The sequence below is a fragment of the Promicromonospora sp. NPDC057488 genome (assembly GCF_042802395.1).
GTDB lineage: Bacteria > Actinomycetota > Actinomycetes > Actinomycetales > Cellulomonadaceae > Promicromonospora.
In genome coordinates, this window is sequence record NZ_JBHVEG010000112.1 from 1 (window position 1) to 20337 (window position 20337).

The 20337-nt window shown below is 72.6% G+C and carries 17 protein-coding genes; 5 read left to right on the forward strand and 12 right to left on the reverse strand.

What is annotated here, in order from left to right:
• Window positions 1–11 precede the first annotated feature (11 nt).
• Window positions 12–533 (reverse strand): TetR/AcrR family transcriptional regulator, encoded by a 522-nt coding sequence (locus ACFU5G_RS20265; RefSeq protein WP_377248821.1) that lies wholly within the window; start codon window positions 531–533, stop codon window positions 12–14.
• Window positions 534–656: 123 nt separating this feature from the next.
• Here ACFU5G_RS20265 and ACFU5G_RS20270 point away from each other — a divergent pair, with 123 nt between their 5' ends.
• Window positions 657–1547, forward strand: coding sequence for an NmrA family NAD(P)-binding protein (locus ACFU5G_RS20270; protein ID WP_377248824.1), 891 nt, complete (start codon window positions 657–659; stop codon window positions 1545–1547).
• Between the two features lie 9 nt (window positions 1548–1556).
• Here the strand turns inward: ACFU5G_RS20270 and ACFU5G_RS20275 are convergent, their stop codons facing one another.
• From ACFU5G_RS20275 to ACFU5G_RS20285, 3 genes are read right to left on the reverse strand one after another with little or no spacing between them, the layout of a single operon-like run.
• Entirely contained in the window at window positions 1557–2840 is a 1284-nt protein-coding gene (locus ACFU5G_RS20275; protein ID WP_377248827.1) for an MFS transporter, read from the reverse strand.
• Window positions 2837–3505: an ArsR/SmtB family transcription factor gene (locus tag ACFU5G_RS20280; protein WP_377248830.1), complete on the reverse strand. Its 669-nt coding sequence runs from the start codon at window positions 3503–3505 to the stop codon at window positions 2837–2839. The genes ACFU5G_RS20275 and ACFU5G_RS20280 overlap by 4 nt, the downstream gene beginning before the upstream one ends.
• Window positions 3506–3560: 55 nt before the next feature.
• Window positions 3561–4139 (reverse strand): TetR/AcrR family transcriptional regulator, encoded by a 579-nt coding sequence (locus ACFU5G_RS20285; protein ID WP_377248833.1) that lies wholly within the window; start codon window positions 4137–4139, stop codon window positions 3561–3563.
• Window positions 4140–4223: 84 nt separating this feature from the next.
• On the opposite strand from ACFU5G_RS20285, the gene ACFU5G_RS20290 reads away from it, so the two are divergent.
• Window positions 4224–6761 carry an MMPL family transporter gene (locus ACFU5G_RS20290; RefSeq protein WP_377248836.1) on the forward strand — a complete coding sequence of 846 codons (2538 nt, stop codon included), beginning with the start codon at window positions 4224–4226 and terminating at the stop codon, window positions 6759–6761.
• Between the two features lie 77 nt (window positions 6762–6838).
• Here ACFU5G_RS20290 and ACFU5G_RS20295 read toward each other — a convergent pair whose 3' ends face one another.
• From ACFU5G_RS20295 to ACFU5G_RS20305, 3 genes are read right to left on the reverse strand one after another with little or no spacing between them, the layout of a single operon-like run.
• A complete protein-coding gene (locus ACFU5G_RS20295; protein WP_377248839.1) occupies window positions 6839–7459 on the reverse strand; it encodes a response regulator in 621 nt (206 codons plus the stop codon).
• Window positions 7456–8742, reverse strand: a complete 1287-nt coding sequence (locus tag ACFU5G_RS20300; RefSeq protein WP_377248842.1) for a sensor histidine kinase — start codon at window positions 8740–8742, stop codon at window positions 7456–7458. Before ACFU5G_RS20300 ends, ACFU5G_RS20295 begins: the two co-directional genes overlap by 4 nt.
• On the reverse strand, window positions 8739–8930 hold the full coding sequence (locus ACFU5G_RS20305) for a hypothetical protein (protein ID WP_377248845.1): 192 nt from the start codon (window positions 8928–8930) through the stop codon (window positions 8739–8741). Before ACFU5G_RS20305 ends, ACFU5G_RS20300 begins: the two co-directional genes overlap by 4 nt.
• A gap of 21 nt (window positions 8931–8951) precedes the next feature.
• On the opposite strand from ACFU5G_RS20305, the gene ACFU5G_RS20310 reads away from it, so the two are divergent.
• Both ACFU5G_RS20310 and ACFU5G_RS20315 read left to right on the forward strand, forming a co-directional pair.
• Window positions 8952–10007 carry an ABC transporter permease gene (locus ACFU5G_RS20310; protein WP_377248848.1) on the forward strand — a complete coding sequence of 352 codons (1056 nt, stop codon included), beginning with the start codon at window positions 8952–8954 and terminating at the stop codon, window positions 10005–10007.
• A 43-nt stretch (window positions 10008–10050) separates the two neighbouring features.
• On the forward strand, window positions 10051–10752 hold the full coding sequence (locus tag ACFU5G_RS20315) for an ABC transporter ATP-binding protein (RefSeq protein ID WP_377248851.1): 702 nt from the start codon (window positions 10051–10053) through the stop codon (window positions 10750–10752).
• A 39-nt stretch (window positions 10753–10791) separates the two neighbouring features.
• Here the strand turns inward: ACFU5G_RS20315 and ACFU5G_RS20320 are convergent, their stop codons facing one another.
• On the reverse strand, window positions 10792–11358 hold the full coding sequence (locus tag ACFU5G_RS20320; protein ID WP_377248854.1) for a TetR/AcrR family transcriptional regulator: 567 nt from the start codon (window positions 11356–11358) through the stop codon (window positions 10792–10794).
• Between the two features lie 85 nt (window positions 11359–11443).
• On the opposite strand from ACFU5G_RS20320, the gene ACFU5G_RS20325 reads away from it, so the two are divergent.
• Window positions 11444–12898: an MFS transporter gene (locus ACFU5G_RS20325; RefSeq protein ID WP_377248857.1), complete on the forward strand. Its 1455-nt coding sequence runs from the start codon at window positions 11444–11446 to the stop codon at window positions 12896–12898.
• Here ACFU5G_RS20325 and ACFU5G_RS20330 read toward each other — a convergent pair.
• From ACFU5G_RS20330 to ACFU5G_RS20345, 4 genes are all read right to left on the reverse strand, one after another.
• Entirely contained in the window at window positions 12888–15311 is a 2424-nt protein-coding gene (locus tag ACFU5G_RS20330) for a glycoside hydrolase N-terminal domain-containing protein (protein WP_377248860.1), read from the reverse strand. The two genes, ACFU5G_RS20325 and ACFU5G_RS20330, sit on opposite strands and share 11 nt — an antisense overlap.
• A 37-nt stretch (window positions 15312–15348) precedes the next feature.
• Window positions 15349–18327, reverse strand: a complete 2979-nt coding sequence (locus ACFU5G_RS20335; protein WP_377248863.1) for a glycoside hydrolase family 2 TIM barrel-domain containing protein — start codon at window positions 18325–18327, stop codon at window positions 15349–15351.
• Window positions 18328–18377: 50 nt separating this feature from the next.
• Window positions 18378–19202 carry a carbohydrate ABC transporter permease gene (locus ACFU5G_RS20340; RefSeq protein WP_377248866.1) on the reverse strand — a complete coding sequence of 275 codons (825 nt, stop codon included), beginning with the start codon at window positions 19200–19202 and terminating at the stop codon, window positions 18378–18380.
• Between the two features lie 109 nt (window positions 19203–19311).
• Complete coding sequence (locus tag ACFU5G_RS20345) at window positions 19312–20337, reverse strand: carbohydrate ABC transporter permease (protein WP_377248869.1); 1026 nt, start codon at window positions 20335–20337, stop codon at window positions 19312–19314.

The following is a 20337-nucleotide window of genomic DNA, read 5'->3' on the forward strand; positions in this document are numbered from 1 at the left end:
GGCCGGGAGCCTCAGCTCCCGGCCCCCACCTTCGACACTCGCGGGCGGACTCCCTCCAGGGCCAGCGTGACCAGCCGTTCCGCCTCGGCCGCGCCGGCCTCCTGCGCGGCGAGCGAGATCGCGTTGACGAGGGTCAGCAGGTCGGCCATCGCGACGTCGGGGCGCACGGCGCCCTCGTCCACCGCGCGGCGGCGCAACGGCTCGCCCGCCGCGGCGAGCGTCGCCCCGCAGGAGTCGCTCTCCTCCGCCGGAGCGTTCAGGATCGACGCCGCCAGACCGCGGGTCGTCGTCGAGTACGCGGCCACGTCCCGGAGCCAGGTGCTCAGCGCCTCGAGGGCGTCCGGCGCGGTCCGCAGCTCCTCCGCGCGGGCGCACAGGCCCTCGATGCGGTCGCGGAAGACGGCTTCGAGCAGCGACCAGCGCGACGGGAAGTGCCGGTGCAGCGTGGCCGAGCCCACCCCTGCCGACCGTGCGATCGCCTCGAGCGACGCGTCGGCGCCGTCGCGCGCGATCGCCTCGGAGGCCGCGCTCACGATGCGTGAGTAGTTGCGTTGTGCGTCAGCTCTCATGATCCGCCGTTGCCAAAGTGGGGTGGTCCCCCATATGTTAGCCGAACCAGTAAACGGGGCGACACCCCACTTAGCTTTGGAGGCAGCATGACGGTTCTGGTCATCGGCGCGACGGGCAACCAGGGCGGGGCGACCGCCCGGGCGCTGCTCGACCGCGGGGTCCCGGTCCGCGCCCTGGTCCGCGACACGCGCTCCGACCGGGCGAAGGCCCTGGAAGAACGGGGAGCCGACCTGGTCGTCGGTGACCTGGACGACGCCGCGTCGCTGCTCGCGGCGGCAGAGGGAGCGGACGGCGTGTTCTCCATCCCGTTCCCCGATGTCACGAACCTGGAGGGCGACGCGGAGGTGACCCGGGGCCGCAACGTCGTCGAGGCCGCGCGCAAGGCGGGCGTCTCGCACGTCGTGCACAGCAGCGTCTCCGGCGCCGGAGAGTTCGCCCGCGCCCAGCCCGGCTGGTCCGAGGGCCGCTGGGACAGGCACTACTGGGAGAGCAAGGACGCCGTCGACGAGGCGGTACGCACCGGCGGCTTCGAGCACTGGACGGTCCTCAAGCCGGCGACCTTCATGGAGAACCTGACCGGCTGGTCCTACCTGTTCGGCGACTGGTCCAGCGGCACGATCATCACCGGCTTCGCCGCGGACACCCGGATCCCCTGGATCGCCGTCGACGACATCGGGGAGGCCGCTGCGATCGCGTTCACCGAGCCCGGCCGGCTCGACGGCATGGAGGTCGAGCTCGCCGGCGAGATGCTGACGATGACCGAGACCGCCGAGATCCTGGGCGAGGTCACGGGTCGCCCGGTCAGCGCCCCCGTGCTCACCCCGCAGGAGGCCGTCGAGCGCGGCATGCTGCCCGCCATGGTCAACGGCGTCGAGCGGATCAACGCGAACGGCACGCCCGCCCGGCCGGAGCACGTCCGGGCCCTCGGCCTGCCCACCACGGACTTCCGGACATGGGCTCAGCGGACCCTGGTCTGACGCCGGCCGTCAGGCCGACGGCGGGCGAGGTCCGGTAGGCGCGGCGCCATTCAGCAGCCGGAACGTCGGCACCACGAACGGCGTCAGCGTCAGGGCCCCGTACGCCACCCCCACGGCGAGAAGGGTGGGCACCAGCCCGACCCCGTCGACGAGCACGCCCGCCACCAGCGGCCCGAGCGGCAGCCCCAGCCACGCCAGGGACTTCACCGCCCCCAGCACCCGCGGCAGCATCTCGGTCGGGATGCGCTCGTACTGCACCGCGCCCAGCACGGGGTTGATGCCGCCCATCGCGATCCCGCAGAGCACCACCACCGCCAGCACGGGCACCACCTCGTCGCTCACCGCGAGCGCGAAGAACCACGGCGCGCCGCCCAACAGGAACCCGAAGGAGTACAGCGCCCAGCGGTTCACCCGCGGCGCCACCCATGCCCCGATCAGGCTCCCCGCCAGGGCGCCCAGCGAGAACCCGCCGGCCACGGTCCCGACGGCGGCCACCGACAGATCGTGCTCCCGCACCCAGGACGGCAGGTAGACGCTGCCGAGCCCGGCGTTCAGCAGGTTGCCGACGGCGACCATCACGACCACCCCCAGCAGCACCCGGTCGCGCGTGAGGAAGGCGAGGCCGGCGCCGAGCCGGCGCAGGTAGGGGTCCGCGACCTCGTCCCGCACCGCCGGGGCGCCGACGGTGCGCGGGACGCACAGGGCGACGAGCAGCGCGGCGACGAAGAACGCTCCCCCGCTCACGATCAGGACGGTCGGCGGGGAGACCACCGTCAGGAGGACGGCGGCGAGCGGCGCGCCGACGAGCTGGCCGCCCTGGCTGGCCGAGGAGTGCAGCCCGGCCGCCCGTTCGAGCGGCACGCCGGCCAGGCGGGCGACGGCGGGGACGAGCGGGGCGCTGCCGCAGTCGGCCACGCCGCGGAACGCGCCGGCGCAGGCGATGACCGCGAGCAGTGCGCCGAACCCGAGGTGCCCGTTGACGTAGAGCACGGGGACGACGAGCAGCGCCACGCCGGCGGCCAGGTTGGCCGACCAGCTCGACCGCCGCGGCCCGAAGCGCTCCACCGCCGGGCCCGCGGTGGCCTGCATCAGCACGTACGGCGCCATCTCGGCCGTCACGACGAGCCCCGTCTGCGCCGCGCTCCCCGTGGTGGTCAGCACGAACCACGGGATCGCGAGGGCCGACACGGCCGTGCAGGTCACGGAGACGACGTAGGCCGCCAGCACCGCGGCCAGCGGAAGCCGGCGGCGCGGCGTCGCGACCTCGGCCGTCGTCGGCTCGGCGGCGGTCACTCGCGTGCCCCCGCGGCGCCCGCGGCGTCGTCGTCGTCCGGCAGGAGCTGGTACTGGAACACCGCCCGGTGCCGCTCGGGTCCGTCCGCGTCCGGGCCGCCCGGGCCGCGGGCCCGGCCGGACTGGTCCCGGCGGAACGCGGCGACCGCCTCGACCACACGCGCCGAGAGCTCGCGGGCCTCGGCGTACGTGAGCGACAGGTCGATGTAGCCGAGCTGCCAGGGCAGCTCCGCGACCTCCTCGCCCCGCTCGGGCAGGCCGTTCACGTAGCCCAGCACCCGCTCGTGCCCCACCTGGGCGACCATGCGCAGGTACCGCGCCGCGGTCTCGAGCTGCTCGGCGTCGCCCTGCTGGTCGGGCACGCGCAGCGTGAAGGTGACGTTCTCGTGCGCCGCCTTCCACCAGCGGTCGCGCCGGTTGCCGAGCTCCTCGTCCTCGACCACGAGCCCGGCGTCCGCGAGCGTGCGCAGGTGGTAGCTCGTCACGCCGCTGGAGTGCCCCACCCGCTGCGCCAGGCCCGACGCCGTCGCCGGTCCGTCCTCGCGCAGCAGCCGGAGCAGCGCGAACCGGATCGGGTGCGCCAGCGCCTGCACGTTGTGCGGGGTCAGCGTCGCGTAACGCTCCGGGTCGAACCAGGGCGGCGGCCAGGCCTCGTGCTCGGTCATGCGCTCACGCTACGACCGCAAAGAGCTTTTGCAAAGCACTTTTGCGATCGCGCCGTCAGCGCAGCAGCAGGTCGACCAGGGCGCGGGCGCTCTCCGGCGCCGACGGCACCCGGCGCAGCGCACGGGTCACGACGGCGCCGACGAGCGCGTCGACCACCTCCTGGACCGGCGTCTGCGCCCAGATCTCGCCGGACGCCGCGGCGGCCTGGACCCGGGTCGTGAGCTCCGACCCGCCGAGGGCGTCGTCGAGCCGCGCGCCGATGTCCCCGTTCTCGGCCGCCGCCGCGACGAGCGACCGGATGAACGGGCTGTTGTCCGGGTCGTCGACGAACCGCGAGAGGTCCTCGAACCACGCCGTGAGGTCGGCCCGCACGTCGCCGGTGTCCGGCACCTCGAAGTGCCCCGGCAGCAGCTCGCCCTCCAGCAGCGCCTCCGCCACGACGGAACCCTTGGAGGGCCACCACCGGTAGATCGTCTGCTTGGCGACGCCGGCCTCGGCCGCGATCCCCTCGATGGTCAGGTGGTCGTACCCCCGCGTCGCGAACAGCGTCGAGGCCGCCCGGAGGATGGCCCGCCGGGCGGCCTCGCTGCGCGCGGCGCCTCGTCGTCGAGGTACCGCTTCCGCTTCCGTCATCCCCCGATCCTACGGGCGCATTAACGAGACGCAACGTCGCGTATTCTTGATCGCGCTCGACCACTGGAACTTGAGGAGAGACCGATGGCGGAACTGCTGTACCGGCTGGGCAAGGGCGCGGCACGCCGCGCGTGGGCGGTGATCTGCGCCTGGGTGCTCGTGCTCGCCGGCACCGTCGGGGCGTTCGCCGCCTGGTCCGGCGAGCTCGCGACCAGCTTCGACGTGCCCGGGCTGCCCTCCTCCGAGGTGGTCGAGGAGCTGGAGACGGCGCTGCCCGACCTCGCCGGGGCCTCGGGCACGATCGTGTTCGCCACCACCGACGGGTCGGCGTTCACCGACGCCCAGAAGGACCAGATCAGCGCCCTGGCCGACGACGCGGGCGACCTGCCCGACGTCGCGCAGGTCGTGGACCCCTTCGCCGCCGAGTCGGAGCGCGCCGACCAGGTCGCCGAGCTCGAGGACGGCGAGGCGCAGATCGCGGACGGCCGGCAGGAGCTGGCGGACGGGCAGGAGCGGCTGGACCGGGGCGCGGAGGAGCTCGACGCCGGACAGCAGCAGCTCGACGACGGCCAGGCCCAGCTCGACGAGGGACGCGCGCAGGCCGAGGCCGCGGGCTTCGCGACCGGCCAGCTCGACGCGCAGCAGGGCGAGCTCGACGCGCAGCAGGCGCAGCTCGACGACGGACGCGACGAGCTGCGCCAGGGACAGGAGGAGCTCGACGACGGCCTGGCGGAGCTGGAGCGCAACGCCCAGGAGCTGGCGACCGGCGCCGCGCTGCTCGACCTGGCCCGCGACATCCGCGTGGTGTCGGAGGACGGTGCGGCCGCGCAGGTCAACATTGCCTTCACCGAGCCGCGGCTGGAGCTGCAGGACGCGTCCAAGACGGCGGTCGTCGACCACTTCACCGGCACGCCCGTGGACGGCGTCGAGGTCGCCGTCTCCTCCGACATCTCGCAGGGCGTGCCGAGCCTGGTCGGGCCCGGTGAGGTCGCCGGCCTGGTCGTCGCCGCGATCGTGCTGCTGGTGATGCTCGGGACCGTCGTGGGCGCCGGCATCCCGATCGTGACGGCGCTGACGGGCGTGGGCATCGGCGCGCTCGGCGCCCTGTCGTTCTCCGGCGTGATCGAGATGGCCTCCGTGACTCCCGTCCTCGGCCTCATGCTCGGCCTGGCCGTCGGCATCGACTACGCGCTGTTCATCCTCAACCGGCACCGCAAGCAGCTGCTGCACGGCGCCGACGTGCGCGAGTCGATCGGGCTGGCCAACGGCACCTCGGGCACGGCGGTCGTCTTCGCGGGCAGCACTGTCGTCGTCGCGCTGCTCGCGCTCAACATCACCGGTATCCCGTTCCTGGGCCTCATGGGCACCGTGGGTGCGGCCTGCGTGGCCATCGCCGTGCTCATCGCGATCACGCTGACCCCGGCGCTGCTGGGCCTGGTCGGCGAGCGCATCCTCAGCCGCCGCGCCCGGCGCGCCACCGCGGGCCAGGACGAGGCCGTCGCGCACGTCCGGGAGATGTCCACCGGCCGGGCGGTCCTGACGACGGTGCTGACGGTGGTCGGCCTGCTCGCGCTGGCGATCCCCGCGCTGTCGATGCGGGTCGGCCTGCCGGACGGCTCGTCCGAGCCGGCCGGCTCGCTCGCCGAGCGCGCCTACACGATCACCGCCGACGAGTTCGGTGCGGGCGCCAACGGTCGCCTCATCGTCTCGGCCGACCTCCCGGCCGGCCTCGACGACACCCAGCAGACCGAGGCGCAGCTCGCGATCGGCTCGGCCCTCGCAGACGTCGAGCACGTCGCCGCCGTCGCCCCGGCCGCGACCTCCGACGACGGCTCGCTGACCGCCTTCCAGGTGGTGCCGGCCGACGGCCCCAACAGCGAGACCACCGAGCAGCTCGTGCGCGACCTGCGCGACCTGCCGCCCGTCGCCCTGGAGGACGGCGGCCAGGCGGCACTCGGCATCGCCGGCCAGGCCGCGATCAACATCGACATCTCCGAGAGCCTGAACGACGCGCTGCCGCTCTACCTGCTCGTGGTGGTGGGCCTGTCGCTGCTGATCCTGGTGCTGGTCTTCCGTTCGATCCTGGTGCCCCTGATCGCGACCGGCGGCTTCGTCCTGTCGCTGTTCGCCACGTACGGCGCGATCACCGCCGTCTTCCAGCAGGGCTTCGGGGCGAGCCTGATCGGCCTGGACAGCACCGGGCCGATCCTGTCGTTCCTGCCGATCATCCTGGTGGGCATCCTGTTCGGGCTGGCCATGGACTACCAGCTCTTCCTCGCCACCGGCATGCGCGAGGCCTACGTGCACGGTGCCCCGGCCCGGCTCGCCGTCGCCCGCGGGTTCCGGGCGGGCCGCTCGGTCGTGATCGCCGCGGGCCTGATCATGGTCTCGGTCTTCGGCGGCTTCGTGTTCGCCGAGTCCGCCATGATCCGGTCGGTCGGGTTCGGCCTCGCGTTCGGGGTGCTGGTCGACGCGTTCGTCGTCCGCATGCTCCTCATGCCCGCGCTCATGCACCTGCTCGGCAACAGCGCCTGGTGGCTCCCCCGCTGGCTCGACCGCCTCCTGCCCGACGTCGACGTCGAGGGCGCCTCCCTCGAGCGGCAGCACCCCGTGCGCCGCTAGCGGCGTCAGGGCTCAGGGACCCCGCCGGCGGGTGGCCGCGACCGTTGTCGCGTGCTGCCCGCCGGCTCGGCGCGGGGTCAGAGCATCCCGCGCTCCCGGGCCGTGGCCACCGCCTCGGTCCGGGACTGGGTACCGAGCTTGGTGTTGATGTGCGCGAGGTGCGACTTCACCGTCGCCACCGAGACGAACAGCTCGCGGGCGACGGCGTCGTTGGAGCGCCCCGCCGCGACCAGCCGCAGCACCTCGAGCTCACGCCCGCTGAGGGTCTCGGCGGGGGTACGCACGCGGCCCAGCAGCCGCCGCTGCACGTCCGCGCCGAGCGCGACCTCCCCCGCGGCGGCGGAACGGATCGCCCGGGCGAGCTCCTCGGTCGGCGCGTCCTTGAGCAGGTAGCCGGTCGCGCCCGCCTCCACGGCCGCCAGGATGTCGGCGTCGGTCCCGTAGGTCGTGACCACGAGCACGGGCGTAGCGTGCCGCCGGACGACGCTCCCGGTGGCCTCCGCGCCGCTCATCCGGGTGTCGCCGAACCGCAGGTCGAGCAGGACGACGTCGGCCCGGCACCCGCCGTCGAGCCAGCGCAGCAGGTCCTCGGCGGTGGCCGCCTCGTGGACGACGCGCATGTCCGGCTGGCCGTCGATCACGGCGCGCAGCCCGGCGCGGACCACGGGGTGGTCGTCGGCGACGACGACGTCGATCATCGGGCATCCTCCCCCGCGCGGACGGGCAGCGTCACCGTGAGGACCGTCCCCGCGCCGGCCGGCCCCTCCAGCGCGAGCTCGCCGCCCAGCTCCCGCACCCGGGAGCGCATCGCGGGGAGGCCGAAGCCGCGCCCGCCGGACCCCGCGGCCGGGGCCGCCGCCGTCGTCGTCGCCGCCGGAACCGCGCCCGCCGGGCCGAGGCCCACGCCGTCGTCCGCGACGCGCAGGGTGACGGTCTCGGGCGCGTAGGTCAGCGTGACCTCCGCGCGGGAGGCGCCGGCGTGCTCGTCGACGTTGGCGAGCGCGGACTGGGCGATGCGCAGCAGCGCGGTCTCCAGCGGCACGGGCAGGGGTCGCGGGGTGCCGCCGGTCTGCACGGTGACCGCCAGGGGGCGCGCCCCGGTGCCGTCGCGACCGGCCGCCGTGCGCTCGGCGACCCGGCGCAGCGCCCCCAGCAGGGTGGTGCGGTCGAGGTCGGCGGGCGTCAGGTCCTGCACCACGCGCCGGGCCTCCGCCAGGCCGTCGCGCGCGGCGGACCGGGCCTGGCCGACGAGGGCGCGCGCCCTCTCCTCGTCGGAGCCCACCGCGTCCTCCGCCGCGCGCAGCAGGAGCTCGATCGCGGACAGCGACTGCGCGAGGGTGTCGTGGATGTCGCGGGCCAGGCGGGCGCGCTCGTCCGTGACCGCTCGCTCCCGCTCGGCCTGGGCGAGGTGGCGGCGGGCCCGGGTCAGCTCGTCCACGGTGCGCTGCCGGCTCTGCGCCTCACGGACGAACGCCTCGATGCCGAGCACCACGCCCACGGCGACGGCCGCCCCGAGCAGGGGCCCCAGGACGTACCCGGTCCACGGCTCGCCCGGCCCGGTCCGGGTCAGGAGGCCGTCGGCGACGGTCACGACCGCGGTCAGGACGACCGCGGCGACGCCCCGGCGGGGCCCGAGGACGTGCATCTGCAGGATCATGAGCGGGAACGCCACCCACAGGGCCGCCGGGGACAGCCACAGCAGCACCACCCACAGGGCGGTCAGGCCGGCGATCCAGGCGACGTCGGGCCACCAGCGGCCCCGGGGTGTGTCCACGGACCGCTCGTGCACCCGCACCAGGGCCCGTCCCACGACATAGCCGGCCAGGAGCACGCCGCCCGCGAGCGCCGCGGGCAACCCGGTTCCCGGCGGGGCCTGGACCACGGCGATGACCACGAGGACCACCAGCAGGAGGTCGAGCCCGACGACGAGGCCGCGCGTCGCCGGGGACGAGGTCGCCGCGGACGGGGAAGGGCGGGTCACCCGTCCACGATAGCCAGGCGGTAGGTCCGCGCATCGTCCGAAAGGTTGATCCGCCGGTCCATCGTTCGGCGGCCCGCGATCACCCCCGCCGCCGATGACCGCCGTCCGCCCGGCGCGGAGGCTGGTACCCGTACCGGCAACCGTTGTGGAGGAATCTCGTGTTCGTCGCCCTGCGCGATCTCAAGCATGCTCGTGGACGCTTCGTCCTCATGTCCGTGGTGATCGTGCTCATCACCTTTCTCGTGACCTTCCTGGCCTCCCTCACGGCGGGGCTGGCGCGGGAGTCGACGTCGGCCGTGACCGACCTGCCCGCCGACCACCTGGCGTTCTCGATGCCGGCCGCGGGCGACTCCCCCGAGTTCACGGCGTCCCGCGTCACCCAGGAGCAGTGGGAGGGGTGGGCCGGAGAGCCGGGCATCGCGTCCGCCGAGCCGCTGGGGGTGGCGACCACCCGCGCCGAGTCGGGCAGCACCACCGCGGCGGTCACCGCGCTCGGCGTGGCTCCGGAGACGGACCTCGTGCCCGGGGACGCCGGGGACGCCGACGTCGCGCCTGGCACGGTGGTGCTCACCCCGGGCGCCGCCGACGCGCTCGACGTCGGCCCCGGTGACACGGTCACGCTCGGCGGGCAGCGGCTGACGGTCGCGCGGACCGTCGACGCGGACCAGTCGTTCTCGCACACGCCCGTGGTCTGGACCACGCTGGAGGACTGGCAGGCCGTCGGCGCCCGCGGGCCGGCGGCGCCGGCGGACGGCGCGGTCGCGACGGTGGTCGCGCTGACGACCTCCGGCACCGGCGGGACGGACCTCGCCGCCGGGGACGACTCCCTCGGGACCACCACCGTCACCACGTCGGACGCCCGGTCGGCGGTGTCCTCCTTCGTGGGCGAGAACACCTCGCTGACGACGATGCAGGTCTTCCTCCTCGTCATCTCCGCCCTGGTGGTCGGCGCGTTCTTCACCGTCTGGACCATCAGCCGCACCGGCGACGTCGCCGTGCTCAAGGCGCTCGGCGCCTCCACCCGCTACCTGCTGCGGGACGCGCTCGGGCAGGCCGCGGTGCTGCTGGTCGGCGGCGTCGCGGTCGGCACCTGGCTCACCGCCGCCGGCGCCGCCCTGCTGCCCGACGCCGTCCCGGTCGTCCTGACCACCGCGACGACCCTGGTGCCCGCCGGCGGTCTCATCCTGCTCGGGCTCGTCGGCGCGGGCGTCGCCGTGGCGCGTGTCGCACGCGTCGACCCGCACGCCGCCCTCGCCGCCCGCTGACCGGGCACGCGGCCCACCCCACCCACCCCTGAAGGAGAAACCCATGGACCTGCGCCTGGACGGCATCACCCTCGTCTACCCCGACGGCGACAGCACGCTCACCGCGGTGGACGACGTCGACCTCCGGATCCCCGCCGGAACCACCACGGCCCTGCTCGGTCCCTCCGGGGCCGGGAAGTCCAGCCTGCTGGCGGTGGCCGCCGGGCTGACCCCGCCCAGCCGCGGCACGGTCGCGATCGGCGACGAGACGGTGTTCACGCCCACCACGACCGTGGTGGACGCGACCCGCGTGCGGCTCGAGCGGATCGGCATGGTCTTCCAGTCGCCCAACCTGCTCGGCTCGCTCACCGCGCTCGAACAGCTCGAGCTGCACGCCCACCTCCGCGGGCACCGGCCCGCGAGCGTGCGCGCACGCTCCCTGGAGCTGCTGGACGCCGTCGGGCTCGCCGGCCTGCACGACCGACGGCCGGCGCGGCTGTCCGGCGGGCAGCGGCAGCGGGTCGCGATCGCGCGGGCGCTCGTCGGCCGCCCGCAGGTGCTCCTCGTCGACGAGCCGACGTCGGCCCTCGACCACGAGCGCGGCACCCACGTGGTCGAGCTGATCACCGGCCTGGCGCGCGAGACCGGGGCGGCGACCCTGCTGGTCTCCCACGACGCCGCCACCCTCGGGTCCGTCGACGCCACCGTGCGGATGCTCGACGCCCGGATGCTCGACGCCCGGGCGGAGGCGGCTCAGGCGGTGTGAGCCACTCGCCTCTCCGTGCGGCACGGGGCCGGGGTGGACCTACCCCGCGCGGACCCCTGCGATGCCGCGCAGGACCACCGGCAGCAGCAGGCTCGACCCGTCGGGGGCTCGGAACGCGTCCGGCAGCGACGCGACGAGGCTCAGCAACGGCGTGATCTCGACGTCGGCACGCACGCCACCGACCGCCTGGGCGGCCGCGAGGAGCACGCCCGCACGTTCCTTCATCGGCGCGCAGTCGGTGAAGATCGCCGAACCCGCGTCGGCGATGCCGGCGCTCTCGACCGCCCGCAGCCCCCGGTACTGCTGTGCGCTGCGGTCGTAGTCCCGCAGCCACGCGCCGAGCGCGTCGACGGGGTCGGGGAACTCCGCCGCGAGCTCGCCGGCCGCGGCGGTCAGGCGGTCGAACCGGTCGCGGCTCACCGCGGCGATGAGGTGGTCCTTCGTCGGGAACCGCCGGTACAGCGTGCCCTTGCCGACCCCGGCCGCCCGCCCGACGTCCTCCATCGGGATATCGACCCCACGCTCGGCGAAGAGGGTGCGCGCCGCCTCGATGACGAGGAGCGCGTTGCGCCGTGCATCGGCACGCAGGGGCCGGTCGGATGCCATGGTCCGACCATACTTGACAAGCGGACGCTACGTCCACATAGGCTAGGCGGACGTAGCGTCCGTTTAACTGCCTGGAGAGCTCACCATGTCCGTGCCCCCGCCCGCCGCCGACCACCCGCCGTCAGCGGCGTTCCTGCCCGTCGTCCTGGCGACGACGCTCGTCGTCACCATCAACACCGCGATCGTCAACGTCGCCCTCACCCGCATCCAGACGGACCTCGGCTTCGATGCCGCGACCCTCTCCTGGGTCGTCAACGCCTACCTGCTCACCTACGGCGGACTGCTCATCGTGGGCGGCCGGCTGAGCGACGTGATCGGGCGACGCCGGACCCTGCTGCTCGGCCTGGCCGTCTTCACGATCGGTTCGGGCGCCGCAGCACTCGCCTGGGACCCCAGCTCTCTCGTCGCGGCGCGCGCCCTGCAGGGCGTGGGTGGGGCCGTGGCATCGCCCGCGGTGCTCGCGATCGTCACGCACACCTTCACGGGCCACGCACGGACCAAGGCGCTCAGCTGGTTCAGCGTCGTGCTCGGGGTCGGCTTCTCGCTCGGGATGATCCTGGGCGGCGTGATCGTGCAGTGGCTGGACTGGCGCTGGGTCTTCTGGCTCAACGTGCCGCTCGGCGTCGCGCTGCTCACGCTGACCCCCTTCTTCGTGCCCGCCCTGCGTTCACCCGACCGCCACCGGCTCGACCTCGTGGGCGCCGCGCTCACCATCGCGGGCACCGTGGGCGTCGTGCTGGCGTTCGTCCAACTCGCGGGCACGCACCGCTTCGGCCCGGCGGTCGTGGTCAGCCTCGCCGTCTCCGTGGTCGCGATCGTCGGGCTGGTCCTGCGCCTGCGGTCCGCGGCCGAGCCGCTGGTGCCCCTGGAGCTGTTCGCACGCCGGAGCATCGTGGGCGCGTTCCTCGCCAACGGTCTCGCGGCGGGCGCCCTCACCGGCGTGGTGTTCTTCCTCTCGCAGCTGTTCGGCACCGGACTCGGGCTCGCCCCCATAGCGATCGGCTCGCTCTTCATCGTGTTCACCGCGCCGCAGCTCGCGAGCGCCCTGTCGGCGAGCCGGCTGGTGCGGGCGTTCGGCGTGCGTGCCGTGCTGCGCACAGGGCTCGGCCTCGCCACCGTCGGGATGGTGGTCCTCGCGGTCGCCGCGCCCTCCGGCACCGCCTCCGGCCTGCTCATCGCAGGCATGGCGACGACCGGGTTCGGTGCGGGCGTCGTGTACTTCGGCGTGAACCTCACCGTCATGACCTCCGTCGCGCCCCGGTTCGCGGGCGCCGCTTCGGGCGTCGTGCAGACCTCGGTGCAGCTCGGCGCCTCGGTTGGGATCGCGGTGCTCGTGCTCGTCCAGTCGTTGGCCGGGACCGGCGGCGCCCTGCTCGCCGCCGCCGGGTTCCTCACGCTCGCGATCGGCGCCGTCTCTCTGCGCGACCGTGCCGAGCCCGCGGCCGACGACGCGCTCCTCGACGGCCCGAGCAGGGGCGACGACCCGAGCACGGCGGACGACGCGGCGACGCGCGAGGACGTACTCGGAGTCAGACGTTGAACTGCGCGTTCTGTCCCTGACCTGCAAGTTCTTGGAGACGCGCGTCCAGCCCGACGCGCCGGCCCGCAGCGAGAGCGATGCTCACCACCTCCCCGGCCGTACGGACCCGCACCACCGAGTCACGGTCCGCACGCAGTCGTGCCTCGGCCAGCACACCGTCGCGCCACTCGATATCAACCTCGATCCCGCCTCGCGCCCGCAGGCCCCGCACTGCTCCGTCCCGCCAGGTCTCGGGCAGGCACGGCAGGAGGTGGAGCTCGCCCTGGTGGGACTGCAGCAGGAGCTCGACGACGCCGGCCACGAAGCCGAAGTTGCCGTCGATCTGGAAGGGAGGGTGGGCACACAACAGGTTCGGGTAGACGCCGCCTCCTTCGGAGACGACTTGTCCCGGTGGCACAGCCGGGGTGGGTCGCAGGTAGGCCGCGAGACATGCCTCCGCACCCTGCGGGTCACGCAGTCGTGCGCGCAGCGCGAGCCGCCAGGCCAGTGCCCAGCCCGTGGACTCCGGGCCTCTCGCCGTCAGGCTGGCTCGCGCGGCAGCCGCCAGGTCGGGGCGTCGGTCGATGTTGATGCTGGTGCCCGGGTAGAGCCCGACGAGGTGGCTCTGATGACGGTGGTCGGGTTCGGCGTCGGCCACGTCGGTGGGCCACTCGGCGAACCTTCCGTCCGGCATGACGCGTGGTCGCGGAAGGCGCGCGAGCGCATCGCGCACCGTGGCGGCGAGCTCGTCGTCCTCCACGTCCAACACGTCCATGGCGGCCAGGCACTGCTGGAACAGCTCCTGCAGGAGCGCCATGTCGGCGGTTGTGCTCACGGTGAGAGCCGCCGGTGACCCGTCGGGCAGGAGGTAGGTGTTCTCGGGGCTGGTCGACGGGCTGGTCATCAAGCCCCCGCGTCCGTCGGGAACGAGCCAGTCGAGTCCGAACTGGACGGCGCCGCGAAGCACGGGCCACATGTGCCGCAGCTGGTCGATGTCGCCGGTGAAGGCATGGTGCTCCCAGATGCTCTGGGCGAGCCAGACGCTGCCGAGCTGCCAGGCGGCGTGCCGAGGATCGAGGGTGCCCTCCCCCACCGGCCAGGCGAAGCCCCACAGGTCGGCGTTGTGGTGGACCACCCAGCCGTCGGCGTCGTACATCTCCCGCGCGACGACCGCACCGCGAGCCTGGAGACGGCGCAGGAACGCGTGCAGGGGTGCCGCGCACTCGTCCAGGTTCGCCGGGTGGGCCGGCCAGTAGTTCATCTGCAGGTTGATGTTGGTCGTGAAGTTCGAGCTCCACGGAGGGCGGACGGCGTCGCTCCAGATCCCTTGCAGGTTCAGCGGCACGGTGCCGGGGCGAGAGCCGGCGATCATCAGGTACCGCCCGTACCGGAAGGCGAGTGCGGCGAGTGCGGGGTCGTCGCCGGACGCGGCAGACCGCTCGAGCCGCGCAGGAGTGGTCAGCCCCGCGACGCCGGCCGGCTCGTGCAGGTCGAGCTCGACCCTGCCGTACATCCTCGCGTGGTCGGTGACGTGGGCTCCGCGGAGCTCGTCGAAGGGCAGCTCCGCCGCGGCGTCGAGCGTCGCACGAACCGACGCGGCCAGGCGCTCCCGGTCTCCGCGGAGCGGCACGGGGACCACCGACGTCACGTCGACGTCGGTATGGACGGCGAGCAGCACCACCACCTCGGTCGCACCGGTGACGCGTAAGCCACCGGCCTCGACGCTGGTGACGCCGTCGGTCAGGAGGCGCATCCCTGTCACGACGGTGGCAGAAGCACCGGGTGCGTCGTCGTAGACGACCGGCTCAGGCACCTTCTCGTGCGGGGGGAACACGTCGGACGGCAGCCGCTGCACCAGCAGCGCCGTGCCCGTCCCGACGAGCAGCTCCGGCGAGGGATGCGCACCTGCCAGTCCGACCTCCAGGTCGAGAAGACCACCGACGCTGCGCCGTCTGATGGCCAGCACCTGATGGGGATGGCTGATCATCGCCTCTTGCGTGACGCTCATGGCCCCCGACCGCCACTGCTGACCGGTGGTCGCCGTCGCGAGGTCGAGCCAGCGCCGGTACCCCTCGGGACGAGACCCGGCCGGGTGGGCCGCCGCACGGGAACGGATCCACAGGTCGCCGACGGGCTGGTACGCCTGCGAGTGACCGCGCTGCAGCCGCTTGACGACCTCTTCGGCCGCCCGGACCGCACCCGCGGCGACCAGCGCCCGGGCCTCAGCCAGCACCGCGGGACCGTCGTCGCCCGCCAGACCCGGAGCACCTCCCGCCGACGCCGGTGCTCCCGACCAGGCACTGTCCTCGTTGAGCTGGAACCTGTCGTCGACGACGCCGCCGAACGCCATGGCACCGAGACGCCCGTTCCCGAGGGGCAGGGCCTCGGTCCAGACGTGAGCAGGCGCGTCGAACCAAATTTGTTGAGAAGGCATGTTGTCGTCCGATGTGAAGGGGTCGGCTGGGCAGTGCTCAGCCGGCTGTGATGCGCAGCTGAACGGTGGCCGGCGTCGGCCACAGGCCCGTGCCGGGAGTCGGGGCCGGTCCCAGCGCGGCGGTACCCAGTCCGTGGACGGCCGCGTCGACGTGAAGCCACAGCAGCCCGTCGGCCTCGAGCTCGTTCGGGTGCCGGGCCGTCGCGAGCGCCTGGTCCGACCAGGGGCGTGCCGTGAGCGTCACGCCGTCGGTGGTCCGCCCGCCGACGGTGGACTCGGTGCCGGCCAGGGTCAGCGGGCCGGCGTCGAGGGAGAACGTCGCCTCGGTGACCCCGCGTCGCGCTCCGTTCTCCTGCGGGTTCAGGTACGGCGTCTGCCACTGCTCCACGGTGTGCCGCCACCGGCCGATGCGGGCCGCCCGCGAGGAGTCGGCGTACGACTCGCCGGGGCCCTGGCCGGTCCATGCGATGTCCACGGAGGCAGCGTCCGGCTGCTCGAGCGCAAGGAGCCAGCCGATGCGGGCCAGGGTTCCCGGCCACAGTCCCTGCGGCGTGATGTCGACCGTCACGTCGGCCGTCTTCTCGTCGACGGCCCGGAAGGTGTACCGCACACCGAACCCGAGGGTGCGCCCCGCTCCGGCGGCGCGCGCGGTCACGACGACGGCGTCTCCGTCTCGGCTGACCGAACGGACCGACTCGTGGAGTCGGTGCAGACCCGGGATGTCCCAGGCCTTCTGGTCGCTGATGCTGGTGAAGGTCTTGCGCTGGTCGTTCTCGGTCGGCGCGCGCCAGGCGTCCACGCGTGCCAGGGAGACCTGGGTGCCGCCGACGGAGACGAGCCGTCCTGCCCCGTCGAGCCGGAGCGGCCCGACGCGCCAACCGTCCTCCAGGACCGTGATCGTCCCCGTCGCGTCCTGCGGGCGTGAGCCGCTCTGCAGCTGCACCTGGCCCCGCCCGAGCAGGTGCTCCGGGGCGGCCCAGTCGGGGCGGGCCTCCGGGCGCCAGTACGCGCTCAGCACCCACCACACGGCGGTCTCCGCGGGAAGTCTCGTCTCTCCGACGACCTCCGCGGCGCGCAGCTCCGCCGCCTGACCGGGCGCCAGCGGTGCGAGGTCTGTCGTGCCCTCGGCGACGGTCTCGCCGTCGGCGACGAGCTCCCAGCGCAGGGCGACGTGCTCGAGGGTGCGGAACGCGTACCGGTTGCGCACCGTGAGCACGTCGTCCGCGCGCTGCCGGATGCTGACCGGCGCGTACACCGCGGCCGCCTCCACCAGTCCGGGCGAGGGCGTCCGGTCCGGGAAGAGGAGCCCATCGGCCACGAAGGAGCCGTCGTGCAGCTCCTCGCCGAAGTCGCCTCCGTACCCGTAGAACAGGTTCCCGTCCACGTCCCGCGTGGCGATTCCCTGGTCGATCCACTCCCAGATGAAGCCGCCGGCAGCACGCTCGTGGGCGTCGAGGACGTCCACGTACTCGGTCAGCCCGCCCGGCCCGTTGCCCATGGCGTGGGCGTACTCGCAGAGGAGGAACGGCAGGGTCATCCGCCGCGCGTAGATCTCCGCCGTCGGCAGGGGGCCGTCCGCCGGCTGGGGCCCGTCGACCCGTCGGGCCATCTCCTGGAGCTCCGTGAGGTCCGGGTACATGCGCGAGTAGACGTCGCTGAACTCATAGGTCTTGTCGGCCTCGTAGTGCACCGGCCGGGTCGGGTCGAGCTCACGGACGGCGGCGAACATGGGTTCGACGTTGCAGCCACGGTCGGCCTCGTTGCCAAGCGACCACATGATGACGCCGGGGTGGTGGGCGTCGCGGCGGACCATGCGGCGGACCCTGTCGACGAGCACGTCCCGCCAGGCCGGGTCGTTCACCGGGTTGCCCACCCAGTCCTCGAACACGAACCCGTGGGTCTCCATGTCGCCCTCGTCGATGACGTACAGCCCGTACTCGTCGCACAGGTCCAGGAAGTGCGGGTGCGGCGGGTAGTGGCTCGTGCGGACGGCGTTGATGTTGTGCTGCTTCATGAGCACCACGTCGGCCAGCATCGCCTCGCGGGTGACGGCTCGGCCGCGTCCCGGCTCGAACTCGTGCCGGTTCACGCCGTAGAGCTTGATCGCGGAGCCGTTGACGGTCAGCACGCCTCCTGCGGTGGACACCGACCGGAACCCGATCCGCAGCACCACTGTCTGTGCCGAGCTCCTGACCTCCACGTCGTAGAGCCGCGGCACCTCGGCGCTCCAGGGCTCCACGGCGGCTGTGACGACGTCGCCGGCTGGTGTCTCCAGGCCGAGCTCCGCGATGCGCACGACCGCGTCCGGATGCGGGCGCCCGTCGTAGCCCTCCACGGCGACCTGGAGCGTTCCGTGACCCGACGTGTGGTCGTAGTCGGCGAGGACCTCGACATGGCCGATCCCGCCCTCCGGGTGGTGCTCCAGCGTCACCGGACGGTAGATGCCCGACAGCCACCACTGGTCCTGGTCCTCGACATACGTCATGGCCGACCATTGCGTGACCCGCACCGCGAGCAGGTTCACTCCGTGTGCGACCGCATCCGTGACGTCGACCTCGGTCGGCAGCCGTGACCCGTGCGACTGGGCGAGCACCGTGCCGTTGACCGCGATCTCGCACCACGAGTCGACGCCCTCGAACCGAAGAACGACCCGGCCGCTGCCCAGCCACCCCCTCGGAACTGCGAAGTGCCGGCGGTACTCACCGGTCGGGTTGGCGCTCGGGACGTGGGGAGGGTCGAGCGGGATCGGGTACAGCATGTTGGTATAGACCGGCTTGCCGTAGGGCCAGGAGTCCGGGGCCCCGGCGAGCTGCCAGTGCCCGGGGACCTGGATCGCGTCCCAGTCCTCGCCGGGGTCCGCCGGCGAGACCCCGGTCTCCGCCTCGGCGAACAGACGGAACCGCCAGGTGCCGTCGAGCGGGACGCGCACGGATCCCGCCTCACCGCCGTCGGCGGCGCGAAATCGCGGGGGCAGGACGCCCCTCGGTGCTGCGATGCTCTCGTGGTTGCCAAGCATGACCATTCCTCCAACACGTTCGACCTGGACAGCTTTCTCGCCTGGCGGGATCACATCTTGACGGCGCCCGAGGTCAGGCCTGCGCGCCAGTACTTCTGCAGGCTGAAGAACAGGATGATCAGCGGGATGATCCCGATCAGGGCACCGAGGATCACCGCGGGCCGGCTGGTGTTGAGCGCCGAGATCAGTCCGTACAGCCCGAGCGACACGGGCATCAGCTCCGAGTCGTTGATCACCATCAGCGGCAGCAGGAAGTTGTTCCAGGTGCCGACGAACATGAACAGGAAGACCGTCACCAGGGCGGGCGCGATGATGCGCAGCACCATGGTGAAGAAGATCCGGTACTCCCCGGCGCCGTCGATCCGGGCGGCCTCGATCAGTTCGTCGGGCACGGATGACCGGACGTAGATCATGCCGAGAAAGACGCCCATCGTGGAGACACAGCTCGGGACGAGGACGGCCCAGATCGTGTTGACCAGCCCGAGCGTGTGGAACCAGGAGACCAGCGGCACGGTCAGGATGCCGGTCGGCAGGAGCATCGAGGCGGTGATGACACCGAACGCGAGGTTGCGGCCCGGGAACCTGAACTTGGCGATCGCGTAACCGGCCATGACTCCGAAGAGCGTCCCACCCACTGCCGAGGCGACGGAGTAGAAGACGGAGTTGCCGACCCAGCGGAGGAACATCCCGTTGGTGGTGGCGTTCAGGGTCCGGAAGTTCGCGACGAGATGGTTCTCCGGACCGAACCAGAATCCGAAGGTCGTGGCCAGCTGGGCGTCGGTCTTCGTCACCGAGAACAACATCCACACCAGGGGAAAGACGAAGTAGGCCGCGGCGACGAGAAGAAGGATCTTTGTCAGGACGCGCGCTGTCATGGTCGGCATGAGCGACCGAGGTGGCGGAATGTACTCGCTCTCGCCGCGTTGTGCCCTCGTCCTGATGCGCGCGACTATTCCGATGCGACTCGTGTCGAGCGTCGTCATGCTACTTCACCAACTTCTTCTGGATCAGAACGAAAATGGCGGCGAGGAGCCCGGCGACGAGCGCCATCATCACTGATATCGCTCCCCCGGGACCTGGCCCACCGGGCACGAGAAGGCCCACCTGGGAGCCGTACGCCATCATCATCGGCGTGAACGTCTGCGTGATCCACGGATTGGTGGTCGCGAAGATCACCGGTTCGCCGAACAGCTGGATCGTCCCGATGATCGACAGCAGGATGGTCAGGATCGCGGAGTTGCGCAGCAGCGGGATCTTGACGCGCAGAGCGATCTGCAGGCCGCTCGCACCGTCGATACGCGCGGCGTCGTAGAGCTCGCGCGGGATCGCCTGGAGCGCGGCGAGGAAGACCAGCATGTTGAACCCGACGAACTGCCACCACACGACGTTGCCGATGGCCAGCATCACGAACCTCGGCGACATGAAGTTCAGCCAGTCCGGGAGCAGCTGCATGAACGGTGAGAGGTTCGGGTTGTACAGGTACATCCAGATCATGGTTCCGACCACACCGGGAATGGCGAACGGAACGAAATAGGCCAGCCTGAAACCGCCGACGCGGCGGACGAGAAGCGAGTCGAGCAGCAGAGCGAGGACGAGCGCGCACCCGATCATGATCGGGATCTGCCAGAGGCCATATCCGAGAACTCGCCCCATCCCGCTCCAGAAGGCGGAGTTCGTCGCTGCGGCGACATAGTTTTCCAGCCCGACGAAGTGGTCGACCATCTCCCCGCCACCGAACAGCCCCCCTCCGGAGGACTTACGGGTGAAGAACGAGTTCCGGACGCCGACGATCATGGGAATGATCAGAGAGACGGTGAACAGAACAGCGAACGGGAGGAGGAACGACCACGCGACCATCGCTCTGCGTGCGGTGACCGGGCTCTTCTTCCGAAGGACCTGGTCCACCGTCTCGGGCGGTCGCGTCGCTGTTTCCGGACCGCCCAGTGAGGTCTCCTGCAATGACGACATCATTGTGTCCTTTCTGATCGCGAGGAGTGCGCGATCGCGCAC

Coding starts and splice junctions, on each gene's coding strand:
- ACFU5G_RS20270 (WP_377248824.1), top strand. CDS start 657: ATGACGGTTCTGGTCATCGGCGCGACGGGCAACCAGGGCGGGGCGACC.
- ACFU5G_RS20280 (WP_377248830.1), bottom strand. CDS start 3,505: ATGACCGAGCACGAGGCCTGGCCGCCGCCCTGGTTCGACCCGGAGCGT.
- ACFU5G_RS20285 (WP_377248833.1), bottom strand. CDS start 4,139: ATGACGGAAGCGGAAGCGGTACCTCGACGACGAGGCGCCGCGCGCAGC.
- ACFU5G_RS20290 (WP_377248836.1), top strand. CDS start 4,224: ATGGCGGAACTGCTGTACCGGCTGGGCAAGGGCGCGGCACGCCGCGCG.
- ACFU5G_RS20295 (WP_377248839.1), bottom strand. CDS start 7,459: ATGATCGACGTCGTCGTCGCCGACGACCACCCCGTGGTCCGCGCCGGG.
- ACFU5G_RS20305 (WP_377248845.1), bottom strand. CDS start 8,930: ATGCTTGAGATCGCGCAGGGCGACGAACACGAGATTCCTCCACAACGG.
- ACFU5G_RS20310 (WP_377248848.1), top strand. CDS start 8,952: ATGTCCGTGGTGATCGTGCTCATCACCTTTCTCGTGACCTTCCTGGCC.
- ACFU5G_RS20315 (WP_377248851.1), top strand. CDS start 10,051: ATGGACCTGCGCCTGGACGGCATCACCCTCGTCTACCCCGACGGCGAC.
- ACFU5G_RS20320 (WP_377248854.1), bottom strand. CDS start 11,358: ATGGCATCCGACCGGCCCCTGCGTGCCGATGCACGGCGCAACGCGCTC.
- ACFU5G_RS20325 (WP_377248857.1), top strand. CDS start 11,444: ATGTCCGTGCCCCCGCCCGCCGCCGACCACCCGCCGTCAGCGGCGTTC.
- ACFU5G_RS20330 (WP_377248860.1), bottom strand. CDS start 15,311: ATGCCTTCTCAACAAATTTGGTTCGACGCGCCTGCTCACGTCTGGACC.
- ACFU5G_RS20335 (WP_377248863.1), bottom strand. CDS start 18,327: ATGCTTGGCAACCACGAGAGCATCGCAGCACCGAGGGGCGTCCTGCCC.
- ACFU5G_RS20340 (WP_377248866.1), bottom strand. CDS start 19,202: ATGACAGCGCGCGTCCTGACAAAGATCCTTCTTCTCGTCGCCGCGGCC.